Origin of the sequence: Staphylococcus sp. HMSC067F07 (genome assembly GCF_001837405.1) — a bacterium.
GTDB classification, from domain to species: domain Bacteria; phylum Bacillota; class Bacilli; order Staphylococcales; family Staphylococcaceae; genus Staphylococcus; species Staphylococcus capitis.
Map to the genome: position 1 here is coordinate 64,686 of NZ_KV832237.1, position 17,467 is coordinate 82,152.

General features: G+C 32.5%; 16 protein-coding genes and 1 riboswitch. Of the genes, 11 read left to right on the forward strand and 5 right to left on the reverse strand.

Features of this window, described 5'->3' with window-relative positions; genetic code table 11:
• The 3 genes from HMPREF2706_RS07320 to HMPREF2706_RS07330 form a co-directional block, all read right to left on the reverse strand.
• A complete protein-coding gene (locus HMPREF2706_RS07320; RefSeq protein ID WP_023350298.1) occupies nt 1-990 on the reverse strand; it encodes an aspartate-semialdehyde dehydrogenase in 990 nt (329 codons plus the stop codon).
• A 68-nt stretch (nt 991-1,058) separates the two neighbouring features.
• Nucleotides 1,059-2,261 carry an aspartate kinase gene (locus HMPREF2706_RS07325; protein ID WP_049428627.1) on the reverse strand — a complete coding sequence of 401 codons (1,203 nt, stop codon included), beginning with the start codon at nt 2,259-2,261 and terminating at the stop codon, nt 1,059-1,061.
• 85 nt (nt 2,262-2,346) lie between these two features.
• A riboswitch (Lysine riboswitch) is annotated at nt 2,347-2,523 on the reverse strand.
• Nucleotides 2,524-2,735: 212 nt separating this feature from the next.
• The gene (locus tag HMPREF2706_RS07330) at nt 2,736-4,343 is read right to left on the reverse strand and encodes an ABC-F family ATP-binding cassette domain-containing protein (protein WP_049428625.1); all 1,608 of its coding nucleotides are present in this window, start codon (nt 4,341-4,343) and stop codon (nt 2,736-2,738) included.
• A 218-nt stretch (nt 4,344-4,561) separates the two neighbouring features.
• Here HMPREF2706_RS07330 and cvfB point away from each other — a divergent pair, with 218 nt between their 5' ends.
• The 6 genes from cvfB to phoU all read left to right on the forward strand — a co-directional run bounded on the left by cvfB (nt 4,562) and on the right by phoU (nt 10,580).
• Nucleotides 4,562-5,458, forward strand: coding sequence for an RNA-binding virulence regulatory protein CvfB (gene cvfB / locus HMPREF2706_RS07335; RefSeq protein WP_002433676.1), 897 nt, complete (start codon nt 4,562-4,564; stop codon nt 5,456-5,458).
• Between the two features lie 474 nt (nt 5,459-5,932).
• Nucleotides 5,933-6,925, forward strand: a complete 993-nt coding sequence (locus HMPREF2706_RS07340) for a PstS family phosphate ABC transporter substrate-binding protein (RefSeq protein WP_002470038.1) — start codon at nt 5,933-5,935, stop codon at nt 6,923-6,925.
• A gap of 204 nt (nt 6,926-7,129) precedes the next feature.
• On the forward strand, nt 7,130-8,056 hold the full coding sequence (pstC, locus tag HMPREF2706_RS07345) for a phosphate ABC transporter permease subunit PstC (RefSeq protein ID WP_002433906.1): 927 nt from the start codon (nt 7,130-7,132) through the stop codon (nt 8,054-8,056).
• Between the two features lies 1 nt (nt 8,057).
• Nucleotides 8,058-8,963, forward strand: a complete 906-nt coding sequence (pstA, locus tag HMPREF2706_RS07350) for a phosphate ABC transporter permease PstA (RefSeq protein WP_049428624.1) — start codon at nt 8,058-8,060, stop codon at nt 8,961-8,963.
• An 84-nt stretch (nt 8,964-9,047) separates the two neighbouring features.
• Complete coding sequence (gene pstB, locus HMPREF2706_RS07355; RefSeq protein ID WP_002433584.1) at nt 9,048-9,926, forward strand: phosphate ABC transporter ATP-binding protein PstB; 879 nt, start codon at nt 9,048-9,050, stop codon at nt 9,924-9,926.
• 6 nt (nt 9,927-9,932) lie between these two features.
• Nucleotides 9,933-10,580: a phosphate signaling complex protein PhoU gene (gene phoU, locus HMPREF2706_RS07360; RefSeq protein ID WP_002453208.1), complete on the forward strand. Its 648-nt coding sequence runs from the start codon at nt 9,933-9,935 to the stop codon at nt 10,578-10,580.
• Between the two features lie 66 nt (nt 10,581-10,646).
• Here phoU and pepF read toward each other — a convergent pair whose 3' ends face one another.
• Nucleotides 10,647-12,455: an oligoendopeptidase F gene (pepF, locus tag HMPREF2706_RS07365; RefSeq protein ID WP_070862294.1), complete on the reverse strand. Its 1,809-nt coding sequence runs from the start codon at nt 12,453-12,455 to the stop codon at nt 10,647-10,649.
• A gap of 249 nt (nt 12,456-12,704) precedes the next feature.
• Between pepF and HMPREF2706_RS07370 the strand changes: the two genes are divergently transcribed.
• The 5 genes from HMPREF2706_RS07370 to HMPREF2706_RS07390 all read left to right on the forward strand — a co-directional run bounded on the left by HMPREF2706_RS07370 (nt 12,705) and on the right by HMPREF2706_RS07390 (nt 16,522).
• Nucleotides 12,705-13,055: a membrane protein gene (locus tag HMPREF2706_RS07370; protein ID WP_002433873.1), complete on the forward strand. Its 351-nt coding sequence runs from the start codon at nt 12,705-12,707 to the stop codon at nt 13,053-13,055.
• Between the two features lie 181 nt (nt 13,056-13,236).
• A complete protein-coding gene (gene nikB, locus HMPREF2706_RS07375) occupies nt 13,237-14,241 on the forward strand; it encodes a nickel ABC transporter permease (RefSeq protein ID WP_070862295.1) in 1,005 nt (334 codons plus the stop codon).
• Complete coding sequence (gene nikC, locus HMPREF2706_RS07380; protein ID WP_037549003.1) at nt 14,231-15,067, forward strand: nickel transporter permease; 837 nt, start codon at nt 14,231-14,233, stop codon at nt 15,065-15,067. Before nikB ends, nikC begins: the two co-directional genes overlap by 11 nt.
• Complete coding sequence (locus tag HMPREF2706_RS07385) at nt 15,048-15,827, forward strand: ATP-binding cassette domain-containing protein (RefSeq protein WP_049428618.1); 780 nt, start codon at nt 15,048-15,050, stop codon at nt 15,825-15,827. Before nikC ends, HMPREF2706_RS07385 begins: the two co-directional genes overlap by 20 nt.
• A complete protein-coding gene (locus HMPREF2706_RS07390; protein WP_049428617.1) occupies nt 15,827-16,522 on the forward strand; it encodes an ATP-binding cassette domain-containing protein in 696 nt (231 codons plus the stop codon). The genes HMPREF2706_RS07385 and HMPREF2706_RS07390 overlap by 1 nt, the downstream gene beginning before the upstream one ends.
• A gap of 80 nt (nt 16,523-16,602) precedes the next feature.
• Here the strand turns inward: HMPREF2706_RS07390 and HMPREF2706_RS07395 are convergent, their stop codons facing one another.
• Nucleotides 16,603-17,367: an HAD-IIB family hydrolase gene (locus HMPREF2706_RS07395; RefSeq protein ID WP_049428614.1), complete on the reverse strand. Its 765-nt coding sequence runs from the start codon at nt 17,365-17,367 to the stop codon at nt 16,603-16,605.
• Between the last annotated feature and the right edge of the window lie 100 nt (nt 17,368-17,467).

The following is a 17,467-nucleotide window of genomic DNA, read 5'->3' on the forward strand; positions in this document are numbered from 1 at the left end:
TTATCGTTCTCCTTTCATAGTTAAAACTTGCTCTAATACTTGAACTGCGTTTAATGCCGCACCTTTAAGTAAGTTGTCTGATGTACACCATACATGGAAAGTGTTATCTAATGAATCATCTCTACGAATACGGCCTACAAAGACTTCGTCTTTACCTGTAGAGTGAATTGCTAATGGGTATTCATTGTTTTCAGGATTATCTACAAGTACAACTCTGCTATCTTGGTCGAAAAGGTTTTGGATATCTTTAACGTTAGCTTCTCTATCTAAAGTAACGTCAATTTCAATGCTGTGACTGTCTTGCACTGGTACACGTACACAAGTAGCTGTAACTTTCAGGTCTTTATCGTTTAAAATTTTTCTTGTTTCATCAATCATTTTTTGCTCTTCTTTGGTGTAGCCATTTTCAAGAAAAACATCAATATGTGGTAACACATTATTATAAATAGGGTGAGGGTACGCTTCAGGAGCTTTTCCATTAGGCCCCTCAGATAAATCTCTTTTACCCTTGATACCTGAGCCTGAAACTGCTTGATATGTTGTATAAGCAACACGTTTTAAGCCATATGCATCCTGTAAAATTTTAAGTGGCACTACGGATTGAATTGTTGAACAGTTAGGATTAGCAATAATGCCACGAGTTAGTTTAGGTTCATTCACTTCGGGAACAATTAAATCTACATCTTCGGTCATTCTCCATTGACTAGAGTTATCAATGACGATAGCACCTGCTTGTTCAAATAGTGGGGCGAAATGTTCACTTGTACCTCCACCAGCACTCATTAACACGTAGTCGAAGTGTTCACTTGCTGCTTCATCTGTTAACTCTTGAACAGTATATGTTTGTCCTTGGAATTCTACTTCCTTACCCGCTGAACGCGCTGAAGAAAAGAGTACTAATTCATCGAAAGGAATATTCTTACGATCCAATGTTTCTAACATTTTTGTTCCTACTAATCCTGTTGCTCCGGCTACTGCTAATCTTGTCATAATAAAGTCACTCCATTTGTAATATTGTTAATTTTAAGAAAATTCTTTATAAATATATCATACCAATTTTAGATATCGAATGCGTTATATAATTCTTCTACCGCTTTTTGACCATTTTCTGCATCAATAACATATGAAATACTAATTTCTGAAGTCGTTGTTTGATAGAATGGAATTTCAGAATTGATTAAAGTGATAAATGCTTTAGATGCTACTCCAGACATATCTCTCATACCTGATCCAATTAACGAAATTTTGACGTATTCTTCATTAATTTTATAATCTAAGGCTTCAAAGTGAGTGGATAGATTTTCCAATATAGATGAAATTTGATTAACGTCACTATCTTTAATCGAAAATGATAGCTGTAATCCTTCGAGATTAACGATTTGCGAAATCATATCGACATTGACAGAACCTTCCTCTAACTCAGTAAATAACTGAGTTAATAAGCGATTGTCAGGTAGGGGATAACTAATTGTGACGTGCATCATATGCGTATCTAAAGCTACTCCTGTAACAGCTTTTTTCTCTAATAAATCTGATCTAGACATAATCCACGTTCCTTTCACATTTGATAAAGTTCTCCCTAAATAAAGGGGGATTTCATAGTTTTTAGCAAGTTCAACACTTCTAGTTTCAAGTACTCCAGCACCAAGCGCACTCATTTCCATCATTTCTTCATATGACACGTATTCTAAACGCTTAGCATGACTTAATATTCTTGGATCTGTTGCATAAACTCCATCAACGTCAGTATAAATCTCGCAAGGGATTTGGTTACTTGCTGCTAGAGCCACAGCAGTAGTATCAGAACCTCCACGGCCTAAAGTAGTAAGCTCAAACTCATCATTTATACCTTGGAAACCAGCTACTACCAGTACATCGTTATTTTCAAATGCTTGATTAAATGTATCTGGATTAATCTCTGCAATTTTACTTTTCAAATGATGACCAATTGTTTTAATACCTGCTTGGTATCCAGTCATTGCTTTGGCTTTTACACCAATATCATTAAGTACCATTGAAAGATAGGAGACTGTCTGTTGTTCACCCGTAGTAAGTAGTAGGGCAAGTTCTTGATCTTTAGGTGTAGAAGTCAACGTTGACACATTTTCCATTAATTGATCAGTTGTTTTACCCATTGCACTAACTACAACGATTAATTCTTCTCCCTGTTCAACTCGTGTTTTAAGCATTTCAGCAATATTTTTTATCTTTGTAAAATCACTGACGGAAGACCCGCCAAATTTCAAAACACTTCTGTTCAATTTCAGTCCTCCTAAAATTAGGGGAGGCTCACACGATATAAAAAAAGAACAAGTTCGGAATGCGCGAACTTGCTCTACATTTATGTACAAGTGATGCACTCCATTATTTAGTAATAATGACAAACTTTCAGCTCTTAACCAAAAAGTCCAACGACTCATAACTGCTATTATGAATTGTTTCGGCATCGCACCCTTTCAAAATTAGTTGTTAGCAGACAAAATACTAAAATTTACTCATGATTGATGCTCCTCATCAAAATCTTATTCAATTGATATGAGTTTATTATACATAGAGTGTATATCTCTGTAAACCGATATGTTAGATTTTTAAAAATATACTGAAAATTTAAGAGTAATATAACACAATTTGTGATTTATTATAAATAAAACTTTATTATTGATTGCTTAAATATCAATTTCCAAAAGAAAAACTCTAGAGAATCATGAAGATGCTCTAGAGTTAAAGAAAATTTATTAACTATTTTGTAAAACACCAATTTCTTGAAGATATTCTTCATAAGGAACTTCTTTAGATAAACCACCTGGTTGATTTAAATCGATAACACGGTTTGCAATTGTATTGATGAACTCGAAGTCATATGAAGTGAAGATGATAGAACCTTTAAATGATTTCAATCCATCATTAACTGCAGTGATACTTTCTAGGTCTAAATGGTTTGTAGGTTCGTCTAGTAATAAAACGTTAGCACTTGATAACATCATTTTACTTAACATACAACGAACTTTTTCACCACCGGATAGAACACTTGCCTTCTTCTTAACTTCTTCTCCGCTAAATAGCATACGACCTAAGAAACCACGTAAAAATGTTTCAGTTTGTTCATCTTCAGGCGCATATTGTCTTAACCAATCAACTAAGTTCATGTCGACGCCATCAAAGAACTCTGAATTATCTTTAGGGAAATAGCTAAGGGAAGTAGTGACACCCCATTTAAATGTTCCTTCATCTGGTTCCATTTCACCAGCTAAAATTTTAAGCAATGTTGTTTTGGCAATCTCACTATCACCAATTAAAATAGCTTTATCGTTAGGATTCATTGTGAATGAAACATTATCTAATACTTTTTCGCCGTCAATTGTTTTAGATAGATTTTCAACAGTTAATAAATCATTTCCAATTTCACGTTCAGGAGTAAATTTAACATATGGATATCTTCTTGAAGATGGTTGAATATCATCTAATTCAATTTTTTCTAATTGTTTCTTACGACTTGTAGCTTGTTTTGATTTAGAAGCATTCGCAGAGAATCGTGCAATGAAATCTTGCAATTCCTTAATTTTTTCTTCTTTTTTCTTATTTTGTTCTTGAGCCATTTTTTGGGCTAACTGACTTGATTGATACCAGAAATCATAGTTACCTACATATAGTTTGATCTTACCGTAGTCTAAGTCAGCAATGTGCGTACATACGTTATTTAAGAAGTGACGGTCGTGGGATACAACAATAACTGTATTTTCAAAGTTAATTAAGAAATCTTCTAACCAGCTAATTGCAGGGATATCTAAACCGTTAGTAGGCTCGTCTAGTAGAAGTACATCGGGATCGCCAAATAAACTTTGCGCTAATAATACTTTTACTTTTTGATTGTTTTCAAGTTCAGACATTTTTCTGTCATGTAAATCTGCTTGAATAACTAAACCAGAAAGTAGGTTAGCAGCATCGGCTTCTGCGTTCCAGCCATTCATTTCTGCAAATTCACCTTCAAGTTCTGCAGCACGAATACCATCTTCGTCACTAAAATCTGGCTTCATATAAATCTCATCTTTTTCTTTCATAACTTCATATAAACGCTCATATCCTTTAATTACGACATCTAATACGCGTTCATCTTCATATGCGAAGTGATCTTGCTTTAATACTGCTAGACGTTCATCTTTTCCTAATGAAACATGACCTGTTTGCGAATCAATTTCGCCAGATAAAATTTTAAGAAATGTTGATTTACCAGCACCATTAGCACCAATTAAGCCATAACAATTACCTTCAGTAAATTTTATATTTACATCTTCAAATAGTTTACGATCTCCGAAACGTAAACTTACATCAGTTACTTGTAACATGCATTTGCTCCTTTATCGTTATTCTAACGGAGAAATTATATCATATAATAGTAGGAGTTTCGACCACGTTGACATAGTAATGATAGAATAAGTGACTCATGTTATAATTAAAAGGAATTTTATCGTAGTGAATCATTTATTTTAATTTTGAAAATAACTATTTATATAGAAGAAACAATAATGAAATTTAGAAATCACATTAGTATAAGGAGAAAATAATGGCATTAGATAAAGATATCGTAGGTTCAATAGAATTTTTAGAAGTTGAGGGCTTACAAGGCTCAACTTATTTATTAAAGGGGCCCAATGGGGAACAAGTTAAACTTAATCAATCAGAAGTAGCCGATGAAGACGAATTTGAAATAGGGGAAGAGTATAGCTTCTTTGTCTATCCAAACCGTTCAGGTGAACTGTTTGCAACACAAAACATGCCTGATATCACCAAAGATAAATATGATTTTGCAAAAGTTTTAAAAACTGACCGTGACGGTGCACGTATTGATGTAGGGCTTCCACGTGAAGTGTTAGTTCCATGGGAAGACCTACCAAAAATTAAAGAATTATGGCCTCAAGCTGGAGATTACCTCCTTGTTACTCTAAGAATTGATAGTAATAATCAGATGTTTGGACGCCTCGCTAGTGAAACAATTGTTGAAGGTATGTTCACACCAGTAATGGATGATAGTAAACAAAATGAAATGATTGAAGCACGAGCATATCGCTTATTAAGAGTAGGAAGTTTCTTATTGAGTGAAGATGGCTACAAAATTTTCGTCCATGAATCTGAACGTAAGCAAGAACCTCGTTTAGGAGAGAAAGTTGAAGTGCGTATCATCGGACATAATGATAAAGGTGAACTCAATGGTTCATTCTTACCGCTAGCTCATGAACGTTTAGACGATGATGGACAAGTTATTTTCGATCTACTCGTAGAATATGATGGCGAATTACCATTTTGGGATAAATCCAGTCCTGAAGCCATTAAAGAAGTGTTCAATATGAGTAAAGGCTCATTCAAACGTGCTATTGGTCATTTATATAAGAAGAAAATAATTAATATTGAAACTGGTAAAATCACGCTTACTAAAAAAGGTTGGAGTAGAGTAGAAGAATAAGAAGTATATATTAGTAAGTAATGATTGATGTACAACATACTTTAATGTAGTTAATTTAAGAATAGAATTAGAAAAATTCAAATCTAATGCAAAGGCTTATTCCTAAAATTCTAGGAATAAGCTTTTTTTATCGAATTATTTTAAATAGAGAATTAAGTATAAAACATCTTTAATAAGCGGGGGCTTGTGATCTGTCTGACTATCTAAGTACAATTTTTAATTTGTGATATCGCCACTATACACACTCACACCTGTATGTTTTCTAAATAACAACTATTGTATTTATGAATTAAAGTAATTTTTCAAAAATATAAACTTCATCTATACCTCTATAAAGCGCGTTATACCAACCTTTAAACATTCTTAACAAAAGATTTACAATTACTCTATTTTTAATTAACAAAAGGTATGTATTATAAAAGCTGTAAGAAATACATATAACATTAGGGTTATTTATACTAGGAGGATGTTTCAATGAAAAAGTGGCAATTAGTCGGTACTACTGTATTAGGTGCTTCATTCTTACTTGGCGCTTGCGGTGGTAATAATGGAGGTTCTGGTAGCGGAAGTGATCTTAAAGGTTCTGCAAAAGGTGAAGGTTCATCTACTGTAGCTCCTATCGTCGAAAAATTAAATGAAAAATGGGCGAAAAATCACAAAGACGCTAAAATTTCTTCTGGACAAGCTGGTACAGGTGCTGGATTCCAAAAATTCATTGCTGGCGAAACTGATTTCTCAGACGCTTCAAGACCTATTAAAGACGAAGAAAAGAAAAAATTAGAAGATAAAGGTATTAAATACCACGAATTTAAAATTGCACAAGATGCTGTTACTATCGCAGTAAATAAAGATAATAAATTCGTAAAATCATTAACTAAATCTCAATTAAAAGATATTTATTCTGGAAAAGCTAAAACTTGGAAAGATGTAAATTCTAAATGGCCAAACAAAAAAATCAATGCTGTATCACCTAACTCAAGTCATGGTACATACGACTTCTTCGAAGAGGAAGTAATGAACAAACAAGATATCAAGGCTGAGAAAAATGCTGATACTAACCAATTAGTTAGCTCTGTAACTAAAAACAAAGAAGGTATTGGTTACTTCGGTTATGCGTTCTACGAACAAAATAAAGACAAATTAAAAGAAGTTAAGATCAAAGATGATAACGGCAAATTAACTGAACCAACTAAGAAAACAATCAAAAATGGTTCATATGCTTTAAGTAGACCATTATTCATCTACGTTAAAGATAAATCATTAAAAGATAACAAAGTAATGTCTGAATTCATGAAATTCGTTCTTAAAGATGAAGGTAAATCTGCTGAAGCTAAAGATGAAGTAGCTGCTCCTAAGAAAACTTATAAATCTCAATTAAAAGAGTTAAATAAGTTTTTAGATAAACATCAAAAATCTGATAAAAAATCTGACAAGAAATCAGATAAAAAATCAGACGACAAAAAATAAAAATTAGTGTACTTAATATAAAAGGGTTGGGAATTTGCAAAAGTATAAGACAAAGTGGAGAACAACCACTTTGTCTGTACTTTTTTCTTCAGGGAAGATTATTGAGTTTTTATAAACAATTGATTCATTTGAACTCATCATTCCCTAAAGTAATTCCCAATCTTTTTTAAATTATTTTGGGAGAAATTAGAAAGAGGGATTTACATGGCTTCACAAACAAATGTTAGAGAAATGATAGCCAAGAATAATGCTAAAAAGGGTGGAGCAAGTGATAAAATCGTTCCTATCATTTTGGGTATTATTTCAGCTATTTCAATCTTAACCACTATTGCTATTTTATTTACTTTACTCACTGAGACAATCACTTTCTTTACACGTGTACCATTTTCTAAATTCTTTTTAACAGGAACGTGGAATCCTACGGGTTCAAATCCTGAATATGGCATTTGGGCATTGATTATAGGTACATTAAAAATTACTTTCATTGCAACTATCGTATCAGTTCCAATTGGACTAGGCGCTGCAATTTATCTTAATGAATATGCAAGTGATAGAACACGTCGTATCATCAAACCAATCCTAGAAATATTAGCAGGTATACCTACGATAGTATTCGGTTTCTTTGCCTTAACTTTTGTAACACCAATTTTAAGAAGTATTATTCCTGGTTTAGGCGAGTTCAACTCTATAAGTCCCGGTATAGTTGTTGGTATTATGATCGTGCCTATTATTACAAGTTTGAGTGAAGATGCAATGTCTTCTGTACCTAATAAAATACGTGAAGGCGCTTATGGTCTTGGTGCAACTAAATTTGAAGTTGCTACTAAAGTTGTCTTACCTGCAGCCACTTCAGGTGTTGTCGCATCAATTGTATTGGGTGTTTCAAGAGCGATTGGTGAAACTATGATTGTTTCATTAGCAGCTGGTAGTACACCTACATCTTCATTAAGTCTAACTAGTTCCATTCAAACAATGACTGGTTATATTGTTGAAGTTGCAACTGGTGACGCGCCATTTGGCTCAGATATCTACTACAGTATTTATGCGGTAGGATTTACTCTATTTATCTTCACTATAATAATGAATCTACTTTCACAATGGATTTCAAAACGATTCAGAGAGGAGTATTAATATGAGTGCAACAACAAATCCTACTAATAAAGCGTTAATAGATAAAAATAAGGTAGATAAAAACATTTCTACTCGTGGTACTAAGAATAAAATATTTAAAGGATTATTTTTTCTATGCACAGTCATCGGTCTCGTAGTATTAGTTGCTTTACTAGCACAAACAATTATTAAAGGGGCAGGACATTTAACACCTGAATTCTTTACGAATTTCTCATCTTCAACACCTGCAGATGCCGGTATTAAAGGTGCGTTGGTTGGATCCATTTGGTTAATTGTTACTATTATTCCAATTACTATCATTCTTGGAATTGGTACAGCGATTTATCTTGAAGAATATGCAAAGGACAATATTTTTACAAGTATTGTAAAAATAAGTATTTCAAACTTAGCTGGTGTACCTTCAATCGTATTCGGTTTATTAGGTTACACACTTTTCGTTGGAGCAGCAGGTATGGGCAATAGTGTCTTAGCAGCTGCATTGGCAATGTCATTATTGATTCTTCCAGTTATCATCGTTTCAAGTCAAGAGGCTATTAGAGCTGTACCTGGTTCGGTGAGAGAAGCGTCATTTGGATTAGGTGCTAATAAATGGCAAACGATTAGAAGAGTCGTATTACCTGCAGCATTACCTGGTATCTTAACTGGGTTTATCTTATCGTTATCTCGTGCATTAGGTGAAACTGCACCATTAGTAGTTATTGGTATCCCAACTATTCTTTTAGCTACACCTTCTGGCTTATTAGATCAATTCTCTGCACTTCCAACTCAAATTTACACTTGGGCTAAAATGCCTCAAGCTGAATTCCAGAATGTTGCATCAGCAGGAATTATCGTCTTACTAATTATTTTATTAGCAATGAATGCAGTAGCAATTCTTTTACGTAATAAATTCAGTAAAAAATATTAATTAAACTTATAGGGAAATAGTTATTCAAATAGTCGAGGGTGATACGTATAAAACCTCGACTATATATAGAAGGAGTTTTTAATTATGGCTAATTCACAAGTCGCAGAAAAAAATAAATTAAATGAGCAAACAGAGAAAAATAATGGCTCTGTGTCTACGATTATTACTACTGAAAATGATAAAAAAGACAAGACACCTGATAGTCAAAAAAACATCGTATATTCTACTCAAAATTTAGATTTGTGGTACGGTGAAAATCATGCGTTACAAAACATTAACTTAGATATTTTAGAAAATAATGTAACAGCAATTATCGGACCATCAGGTTGTGGTAAATCAACTTACATCAAAACTTTAAATCGTATGGTTGAGCTTGTACCTTCTGTTAAAACAGCTGGTAAAATCTTATATCGCGATCAAAACATCTTTGATGCTAAATATTCTAAAGAGAAACTAAGAACTAATGTAGGAATGGTCTTCCAACAACCGAACCCATTCCCTAAATCAATTTACGATAATATTACTTACGGTCCTAAAACACATGGTATTAAAAATAAAAAAGTTTTAGACGAAATTGTAGAGAAATCATTACGTGGCGCTGCAATATGGGATGAATTGAAAGATAGATTACACACTAATGCTTATGGCTTATCAGGGGGGCAACAACAACGTGTTTGTATCGCTAGATGCCTAGCAATTGAACCGGATGTAATTTTAATGGATGAGCCAACATCAGCATTAGACCCAATTTCAACTTTAAGAGTTGAAGAATTAGTACAAGACTTAAAACAAAATTATTCAATTATTATGGTTACACATAACATGCAACAAGCTGCACGTGTATCTGATAAAACAGCATTCTTCCTTAATGGTTATGTAAACGAATACGACGACACTGATAAAATCTTCTCTAATCCTTCTGATAAACAAACAGAAGATTATATTTCAGGACGTTTCGGATAATTATATATGGCAATCATTAGACATAAATACGAAGGTCAGCTAGATGAGTTAATCAAAGATTTACGTCGTCTTGGCCTTCGTGTTTATTTTAATATCAAAAATGCATTAGTGTCGTTAAGTGAAGAAAAAAGAACGTTTGCTAGAGAAACCATTGAGAAAGATAAGGAAATTAATCAATTAGATTATGAGATTAATGAAAAAGTCATTATGTTAATCACTAAACAGCAACCAATTGCTACTGATTTACGCATGATGATGGCAGCATTAAAAATTTCTACTGACTTTGAAAGAATGGGGGACAATGCTGCAAGCATCGCACATATACGTTTAAGAGTGAAGATTAACGATGATTATGTGTTTACACGTTTAAAGACGATGGGTAAGTTAGCAATGCTTATGCTAGAAGACTTAAATACAGCAGTTAAAACCGAGGATTTAACATTAATTAAGGAAATTATTGAAAGAGATAAAGACATTGATGATTTATACATTAATATCGTTAACACAACATACTTAATTGATAATGATCCATTCGTTGCTGGTCAAGCACATTTAGCCGCTCGACACTTAGAACGCATTGGAGATCACATTAGTAATATTGCCGAAAGTGTCTATTATTATTTAACCGGAGAGCATTACGATACATTTGACTAATAAAAAAATCGCCCTTATTGGATAAATTATATCCTGTAGGGGCGATTTTTCATATTCAATTATTCTTTATTCAGCTTCAATTTCATCTGTTAATCTCTCTAATTCATCCACCAACTCTGAGATATACTTTATTGTAGCTTTTAATGGAGCTTCAGTAGTGATATCAACACCGGCAGTTTGAGCTAATTCAACTGGAGACATACTACCGCCAGCTTTTAATGTATTTAACCAGTTATCTACAGCTGGTTGACCTTCATTTTTAATTTTTTGAGATACAACTGTACCAATAGTTAAACCAGCAGAGTACGTGTATGAATATAAACCCATATAATAATGTGGCTGACGCATCCATGTTAGTTCGAAGCCATCAGTCATTTCAACCACATTACCGAAGAATGTTTCGTACACATCTAGCATAATTTTATTTAGGATCGGAGCTGTGAGTGATTCTCCTTCATCTACTAATTGATATACTTTACGTTGATATGCAGCTTCTAATAAATGCGTTACCATATTGTGGTAATAAGTTCTTGATAGAATTGAACCAATCACCCAACGTTTGAATTTAGGATCATTACTACTGTTAAATAGGTAGTTAGCCATTAACATTTCATTCATTGTAGAAGGCGCTTCAACAAAGTACATTGATGCCTCAGATTCCAGTAAATTTTGATGGTCTTGTGCTAATTTAAAATGTCCTGCATGACCTAACTCATGAGCAAGAACGAAAGTTTCAGCCATTTTGCCTGTCCAAGAGATAAACACATAAGAGTGCGTAAAGTAAGGGCTCGCACAATAAGCGCCTGTCTCTTTACCTTTATTTTGTGCGAAATCAATCCAACGATTGTTGTAAGCAGTTTCTAACATATTTACATAATCATCACCTAAAACGTTAAGCGCTCCATAAATATATTCTTTTGAAGTTTCAATAGATATATCAGGTTCATAACTTGGGTCAATAGATATTTTCAAATCTTCAAAGCGCATTTTATCAAGACCATGTACACGTTGAATGAGTTTAGCATATTTCTGCATTACAGGAGCTAAATCACTCATAATGACATCAATTTGACGGTCAAACATATCACGCGTAACTTCTTGTTCTTGAAGTAAATAATCTATTACGGAGTCATACCCACGTAAATCCGCTTCAATTTTCTCTTGTTGTACTTGCATGTTATATGTAGCTGCCGTTGTATTTTGATATTTACGTATAGCATCACTAAATGTTTTAAAACTCTTTCTTCTAAATTCAGCATCTGGATGATCTTCGTATTCATTTTCAAAAGTTGCGTAATCTAATGGATAGGTAACACCATTATGTTCAAATGATTCGAAGTCTATATCCAAACTTTTAGTGGTGCCATATAATTCAAACGGACTTCTTAAAGTAGGTGTTAATGTGGCAAGTACTTGTTCTACTTCAGTTGATAATTGATACGGCTTTCTATCATGTAATCTCTTAATAAAGTGAGGATAATTAGTTTTTTCTTGTAATTCATTTAACGTTTCCTCGGATAATGCCAAGATTTCTGAATCTACAAATGATAATAAACCAGCAATTTTTCCAGACATCGTATTAAGTTTAGCATTTACTTTTTGTGCCTCTTCATTAGAAGTATCAACACTAACTCTTAATTCAGGATAATTATATAGGCGATCTAATTGAATTAGAATGTCCTCATAATCTTTCAACGCTCGTTCGACATTCTCAATGTTAGTAAGTTGATTTTTATATTTAGAATTAAACTCTTTAGAAGACTTAAATACTTGATTTAAAGTTTCATAAAATGCTTCATCATTAATAAAAAGATCTTTGAGGTCCCATGTTTCTTGCTTTGGAACATCTTTTCTTAAAGGTAGACCTTGTGTCATCAGTCACACACTCCTTAAATTAGAATTACTTATATTATACAAAACTCAATTCAGAATAACATTTCATGTGGTTATCTAATTGTTTGTTTATCTAATATATAAGCAGGGAATTAAATATTTAATCTTGTATCATGAATAGGTTAGAATTAAGCGTGATTTATAAAACTTTCCTACTTGAGCCTGAGTAGTTTAATGCACATCAATAGTATAATAAAATTATTATTAATTAGAGAACGAGGAGATAGTATAATGACAATTTTTGATATGCCTAATTATTTATGGATTACTATCTTAGCAATGATTTTGTTAACAGTATTCTGTACTCTTGTTTTACATAAATGGTTTTCGGCCGCAATCATCACGTTTGTAGTTTTAGCATTATTAGCATTCTTTATTCCAAATTTCCATGATATTTCTTATCAACCTTTATTAGGTTATGCTGCCTTTTTAGCTATAATGAGTTTAATCATAAGTTTCTTATTGTGGTTCTTTACTCGTAAATGGCGACGTGAGCGTAAGAAAAATAAACTTGAGAAAGAAATTCGTAAATATGAAGATGATGACGATTTTAAAAAGTCGAGACATCGTTTTCGTAAATAAAATTTTTTAAAGACTCCGCACATTCGGTAATTCGAAAGTGTTGAGTCTTTTTTATTTAACGCTCTTACTATTATTTTTTTAAAATCACTACTATAATAGAAAGATGATAACAAAAACAATTTAATGTTAAATTTTATTATATAAATATTTAATTCATTTAAAGTGGAAGGATGCTTCTATAATGTTTAAAACAATCATTTCCAAAATATTGCAAATGATGATTGTTCTGTTTGTAATCACAACGCTCACATTTATTCTGATGAAATTATCACCAGGTAATCCTGTTAATAAAATCCTTCATCTTGATACAACTCAGGTTTCTCAATCCCAAATTCGAGCAACAGAACAGAAATTAGGTTTAAATGACTCAATATTTGTTCAATGGTGGCACTGGATGAGTCATTTATTACACTTCAATTTAGGTACAAGTTTTCAAACTAATGAACCAGTAACACAAGAAATCACAGGTTATATTGGCCCAACATTGATTATTACCTTTGGCACTCTAATTGTATCTATGCTTATTTCTATACCATTAGGTATTTTTGCGGCATTAAACTATCACAAAACTTTAGATCACTTGATACGTATTTTTACTTCTCTTTCGGTAAGCTTACCTTCATTTTTTTTTGGATTAATTTTATTATTTATTTTTAATCAAAAACTCAATCTCTTACCAACATCGGAGGAGGGGTCTATAGCCATATATGTATTACCTATACTTACAATGAGCATTGGAATGTGTGCATATTATATTCGACTCATTCGATCTAATTTATTAGAACAATACCAAAGTCCAATTGTGGAAGCTTCTAGGTTACGAGGAATGTCAGAACGTTATATTTTATTTAACGACATCTTTAAACCTTCATTACTTCCCATTATCCCATTATTAGGTTTATCAGTAGGTAGTTTAATAGGGGGCACTGTAGTCATTGAAAACTTATTCGATATTCCAGGTTTAGGTTACATTTTAGTAGATAGCATCAAATCAAGAGACTATCCTTTAATACAAGGTTGCGTTTTATTTATAGGCTGTTTCGTAGTGATTATCAATACGATTGCAGATATTTTAAGTTTGATGATGGATCCTAAACAACGTTATAACTCTAAAGATGGAATAAATATTTTCAAATCCTCTCGCCAAAGCCAGCATAGACAAGAAGGTGATCGACATGAAGCGTAAACTAGCCAACCGTAATTATATTTTTTATGTGTTTGGTATTTATATCTTTATAATCATTGCCTTACAATTATTTGTAAGTCCAGACGCAGCTTTCAATGTTCATTTATCAGAGACGTTTAAACCTATAAGCTTCAAACATTTATTAGGCACTGACGATTATGGTCGCGATTTGTTTAGCCGTCTTATCATAGGCGCTCGTACAACTTTATTCATTACATTACTTACGTTACTTTTTACTATTTTAATAGGTGTGCCATTGGGTCTTTTGGCAGGCTATAAAAAAGGGATTATTGATTCAATCATTATGAGGATTATCGATATCGGTTTAAGTATTCCAGAGTTTGTCATAATGATTGCTTTAGCAAGCTTTTTTCATCCAAGTATATGGAATTTAGTCATTGCGATTACACTTATTAAATGGATGAATTATACAAGTGTAACGAGAGGGATTGTTAATTCTGAAATGAATTATTCCTATATCAAAATGGCTAAACTATTCAATGTGTCAACTTTTAATATTTTATTTAAACATTTATTACCAAAGGTCATACCATCTATTTTGGTCATTATGGTAGTAGATTTCGGTAAAATTATATTATACATTAGTTCGCTATCATTCTTAGGATTAGGGGCACAACCGCCTTCTCCTGAATGGGGAGCTATGCTGCAAGCAGGACGAAATTTCATCACGTCTCATCCTATTATGATTATTGCACCAGCCACACTTATTTCAATCACAATATTGTTATTCAATCTTACTGGTGATGCAATTCGAGACCGCTTATTAGAGAAGAGAGGTGCCGAGTTTGACTCTTTTAAAAATTAAAAATCTTAACATTAGCGATCTAAATGGTACAAGTTTAATTAAAAACCTAAACTTAGATGTCCGCAAAGGAATCTTAAATGTAATTATTGGAGAAAGTGGGGCAGGTAAAAGTCTCACAGCTAGAGCACTGTTAAATTATTTACCTAAAGGTCTTGATATGAGTTTTACGGAATATCAATTTGAGAATAATGAGGCTCGTGACATAAAAAAATTTTTAGGTAAGGACATTGGTTATATTTCTCAAAATTATGCTCAAAGCTTTAACGAACATACACGTTTAGAAAAACAACTCATCGCAATATACCGTACTCATCATGATGCAAGTCGTTTTGAAGCATTAGAAAAGATAAAGAACGCATTAAAATGGGTGAATTTAGATGATTCTAATATTATAAAAAAATATAGCTTTGAACTTTCAGGTGGTCAGCTAGAACGCGTATATATTGCTAGTGTACTAATGCTAGATCCTAAACTTATTATCGCAGATGAACCTGTAGCTTCATTAGATGTGGTTAATGGTCATAAAATAATGCAACTGCTTCAACACATTGTCAAAGATCATCATAATACGGTACTCCTTATTACTCATAATATGAATCATGTCCTTCGTTATGGAGATTATTTTACTGTTATGAAGCATGGGGAAGTGGTAGAGACTGGTGAAGTTGGCAACCTCTTAGAAAATAGAGTATCTCATTCCTATACAAAACAATTATTAGAAAACAGAAATACCTTGAGTCAAAGGGAGATAAATGAATAATGATTAGATTACAAAACGTCTATTATGAATATAGTAAAAATCATCCAGTACTTAATGGTATTAATTTAGACATTAAAGAAAATGAAAAGGTAGGTATTCTAGGTGAGAGCGGGGCAGGTAAAACTACCCTAGTTAAACTAATATTAAATGAAATCAAATCTATAAGAGGTAAAGTTAATGTAGATTCCAAACGTGTATTGCCTATATATCAACATGCATTTGAAAGTTTTGATAGACACTATACAATTCAACAATCATTAGAGGAGCCCCTTATTTATTACAATAAAGTTAAAGCTTCATTTATAAAAGAACAAATTTTAAATCATTTAGATGCTTTTCACTTATCTCATCAATTGTTGCAAAAGTATCCAAATGAAGTAAGTGGCGGTCAATTGCAGAGATTAAATATTATAAGAACTTTACTAGCTCAACCAGACATCTTGATATGCGATGAAATAACATCAAATCTTGATGTTATCGCAGAACAAAAGGTAATTGATTTCTTATTGAAATCCGAAATTGACATACCTCAAACGATGATTGTTATATCACACGATTTATCAGTGTTGCAACGTTTAACAAATCGAATTATCGTTTTAAAAGATGGATTAATTGTTGATGATTTCAAAACAAATGAATTATTTGATTCTGAACGTAATGAGTACACTAAATTATTAATTGAAACATTTGAATAATAGAAACTCCCCGCTTCATACATGCTTGATATTGAGTGGGAAGTTTTATATTGATTTTTATGTTCTACGATTAATACCTCTTAAAGATATCTATCTAAGACATTACAAATTGCTTCATTAGTATTATTTATAACTTCTATATTAGGGTTCTTTAAAAAAGATTGATACTCTACATTAGCATTTGAGACGAAATAACCATGAGAAGCATTATTTAACATATGTATATCATTATGATCATTGCCGAATGCGATATAATCCACTTCAGCACCCAATATGTATTGAATCGTCGTATGCTTATCTATACCTTGAGCAGTAACATCAATGTATGATTCATTGTAATGGTGTATAAGCTCAATTCCATTAGATTCAGTTTCTAAAGTATTAGTAATAGTAGCAAATTCTTCAGATTTAATATTTAAAAGTATAGCCTTAATCGGATCCTTTATAGCATCCATATGTAAAGATTGTGCCGTACGATTAGGGTCTATACGCTGATACAATTCAGTATCAGCATTTAGATTTGTCGAGTAATTGAATTTATCATCAATGATATATGTTAAATTGTATTGCTTAATGATTTGTTTGATAAGCGTAATATCATGAACGTCTATTTCCGAAATAATTTCGATTTGTCCATTTTGAGAAATAATAGCTCCATTTCCACCAATTAAAGTATAATCCGCAAATTCAGGAATTACTGGTAGCAAATCTCTTATAGGACGTGCAGATGCGAATATTACATTATTGTGAGCATTTTTGAGTTTTACAAGCCGATGTTTAATAGATTGGTCAACATGATGACCATCAAAACAAATTGTACCATCTATATCAAAAATAAAATTCATTATCGAGTCACTCCAAATTTAGTAATAATGAATTCAGTATAGCATACAAAATACATCAAAATGATTAACTATAGCTACTCATTAGATTTATAAGTGTGAA

Excerpts from the sequence above, each read along its gene's own strand:
- HMPREF2706_RS07320 (WP_023350298.1), bottom strand. The coding sequence starts at position 990 with ATGACAAGATTAGCAGTAGCCGGAGCAACAGGATTAGTAGGAACAAAA.
- HMPREF2706_RS07330 (WP_049428625.1), bottom strand. The coding sequence starts at position 4,343 with ATGTTACAAGTAACTGATGTAAGTTTACGTTTCGGAGATCGTAAACTA.
- cvfB (WP_002433676.1), top strand. The coding sequence starts at position 4,562 with ATGGCATTAGATAAAGATATCGTAGGTTCAATAGAATTTTTAGAAGTT.
- HMPREF2706_RS07340 (WP_002470038.1), top strand. The coding sequence starts at position 5,933 with ATGAAAAAGTGGCAATTAGTCGGTACTACTGTATTAGGTGCTTCATTC.
- pstC (WP_002433906.1), top strand. The coding sequence starts at position 7,130 with ATGGCTTCACAAACAAATGTTAGAGAAATGATAGCCAAGAATAATGCT.
- pstA (WP_049428624.1), top strand. The coding sequence starts at position 8,058 with ATGAGTGCAACAACAAATCCTACTAATAAAGCGTTAATAGATAAAAAT.
- pstB (WP_002433584.1), top strand. The coding sequence starts at position 9,048 with ATGGCTAATTCACAAGTCGCAGAAAAAAATAAATTAAATGAGCAAACA.
- phoU (WP_002453208.1), top strand. The coding sequence starts at position 9,933 with ATGGCAATCATTAGACATAAATACGAAGGTCAGCTAGATGAGTTAATC.
- pepF (WP_070862294.1), bottom strand. The coding sequence starts at position 12,455 with ATGACACAAGGTCTACCTTTAAGAAAAGATGTTCCAAAGCAAGAAACA.
- HMPREF2706_RS07370 (WP_002433873.1), top strand. The coding sequence starts at position 12,705 with ATGACAATTTTTGATATGCCTAATTATTTATGGATTACTATCTTAGCA.
- nikB (WP_070862295.1), top strand. The coding sequence starts at position 13,237 with ATGTTTAAAACAATCATTTCCAAAATATTGCAAATGATGATTGTTCTG.
- nikC (WP_037549003.1), top strand. The coding sequence starts at position 14,231 with ATGAAGCGTAAACTAGCCAACCGTAATTATATTTTTTATGTGTTTGGT.
- HMPREF2706_RS07390 (WP_049428617.1), top strand. The coding sequence starts at position 15,827 with ATGATTAGATTACAAAACGTCTATTATGAATATAGTAAAAATCATCCA.
- HMPREF2706_RS07395 (WP_049428614.1), bottom strand. The coding sequence starts at position 17,367 with ATGAATTTTATTTTTGATATAGATGGTACAATTTGTTTTGATGGTCAT.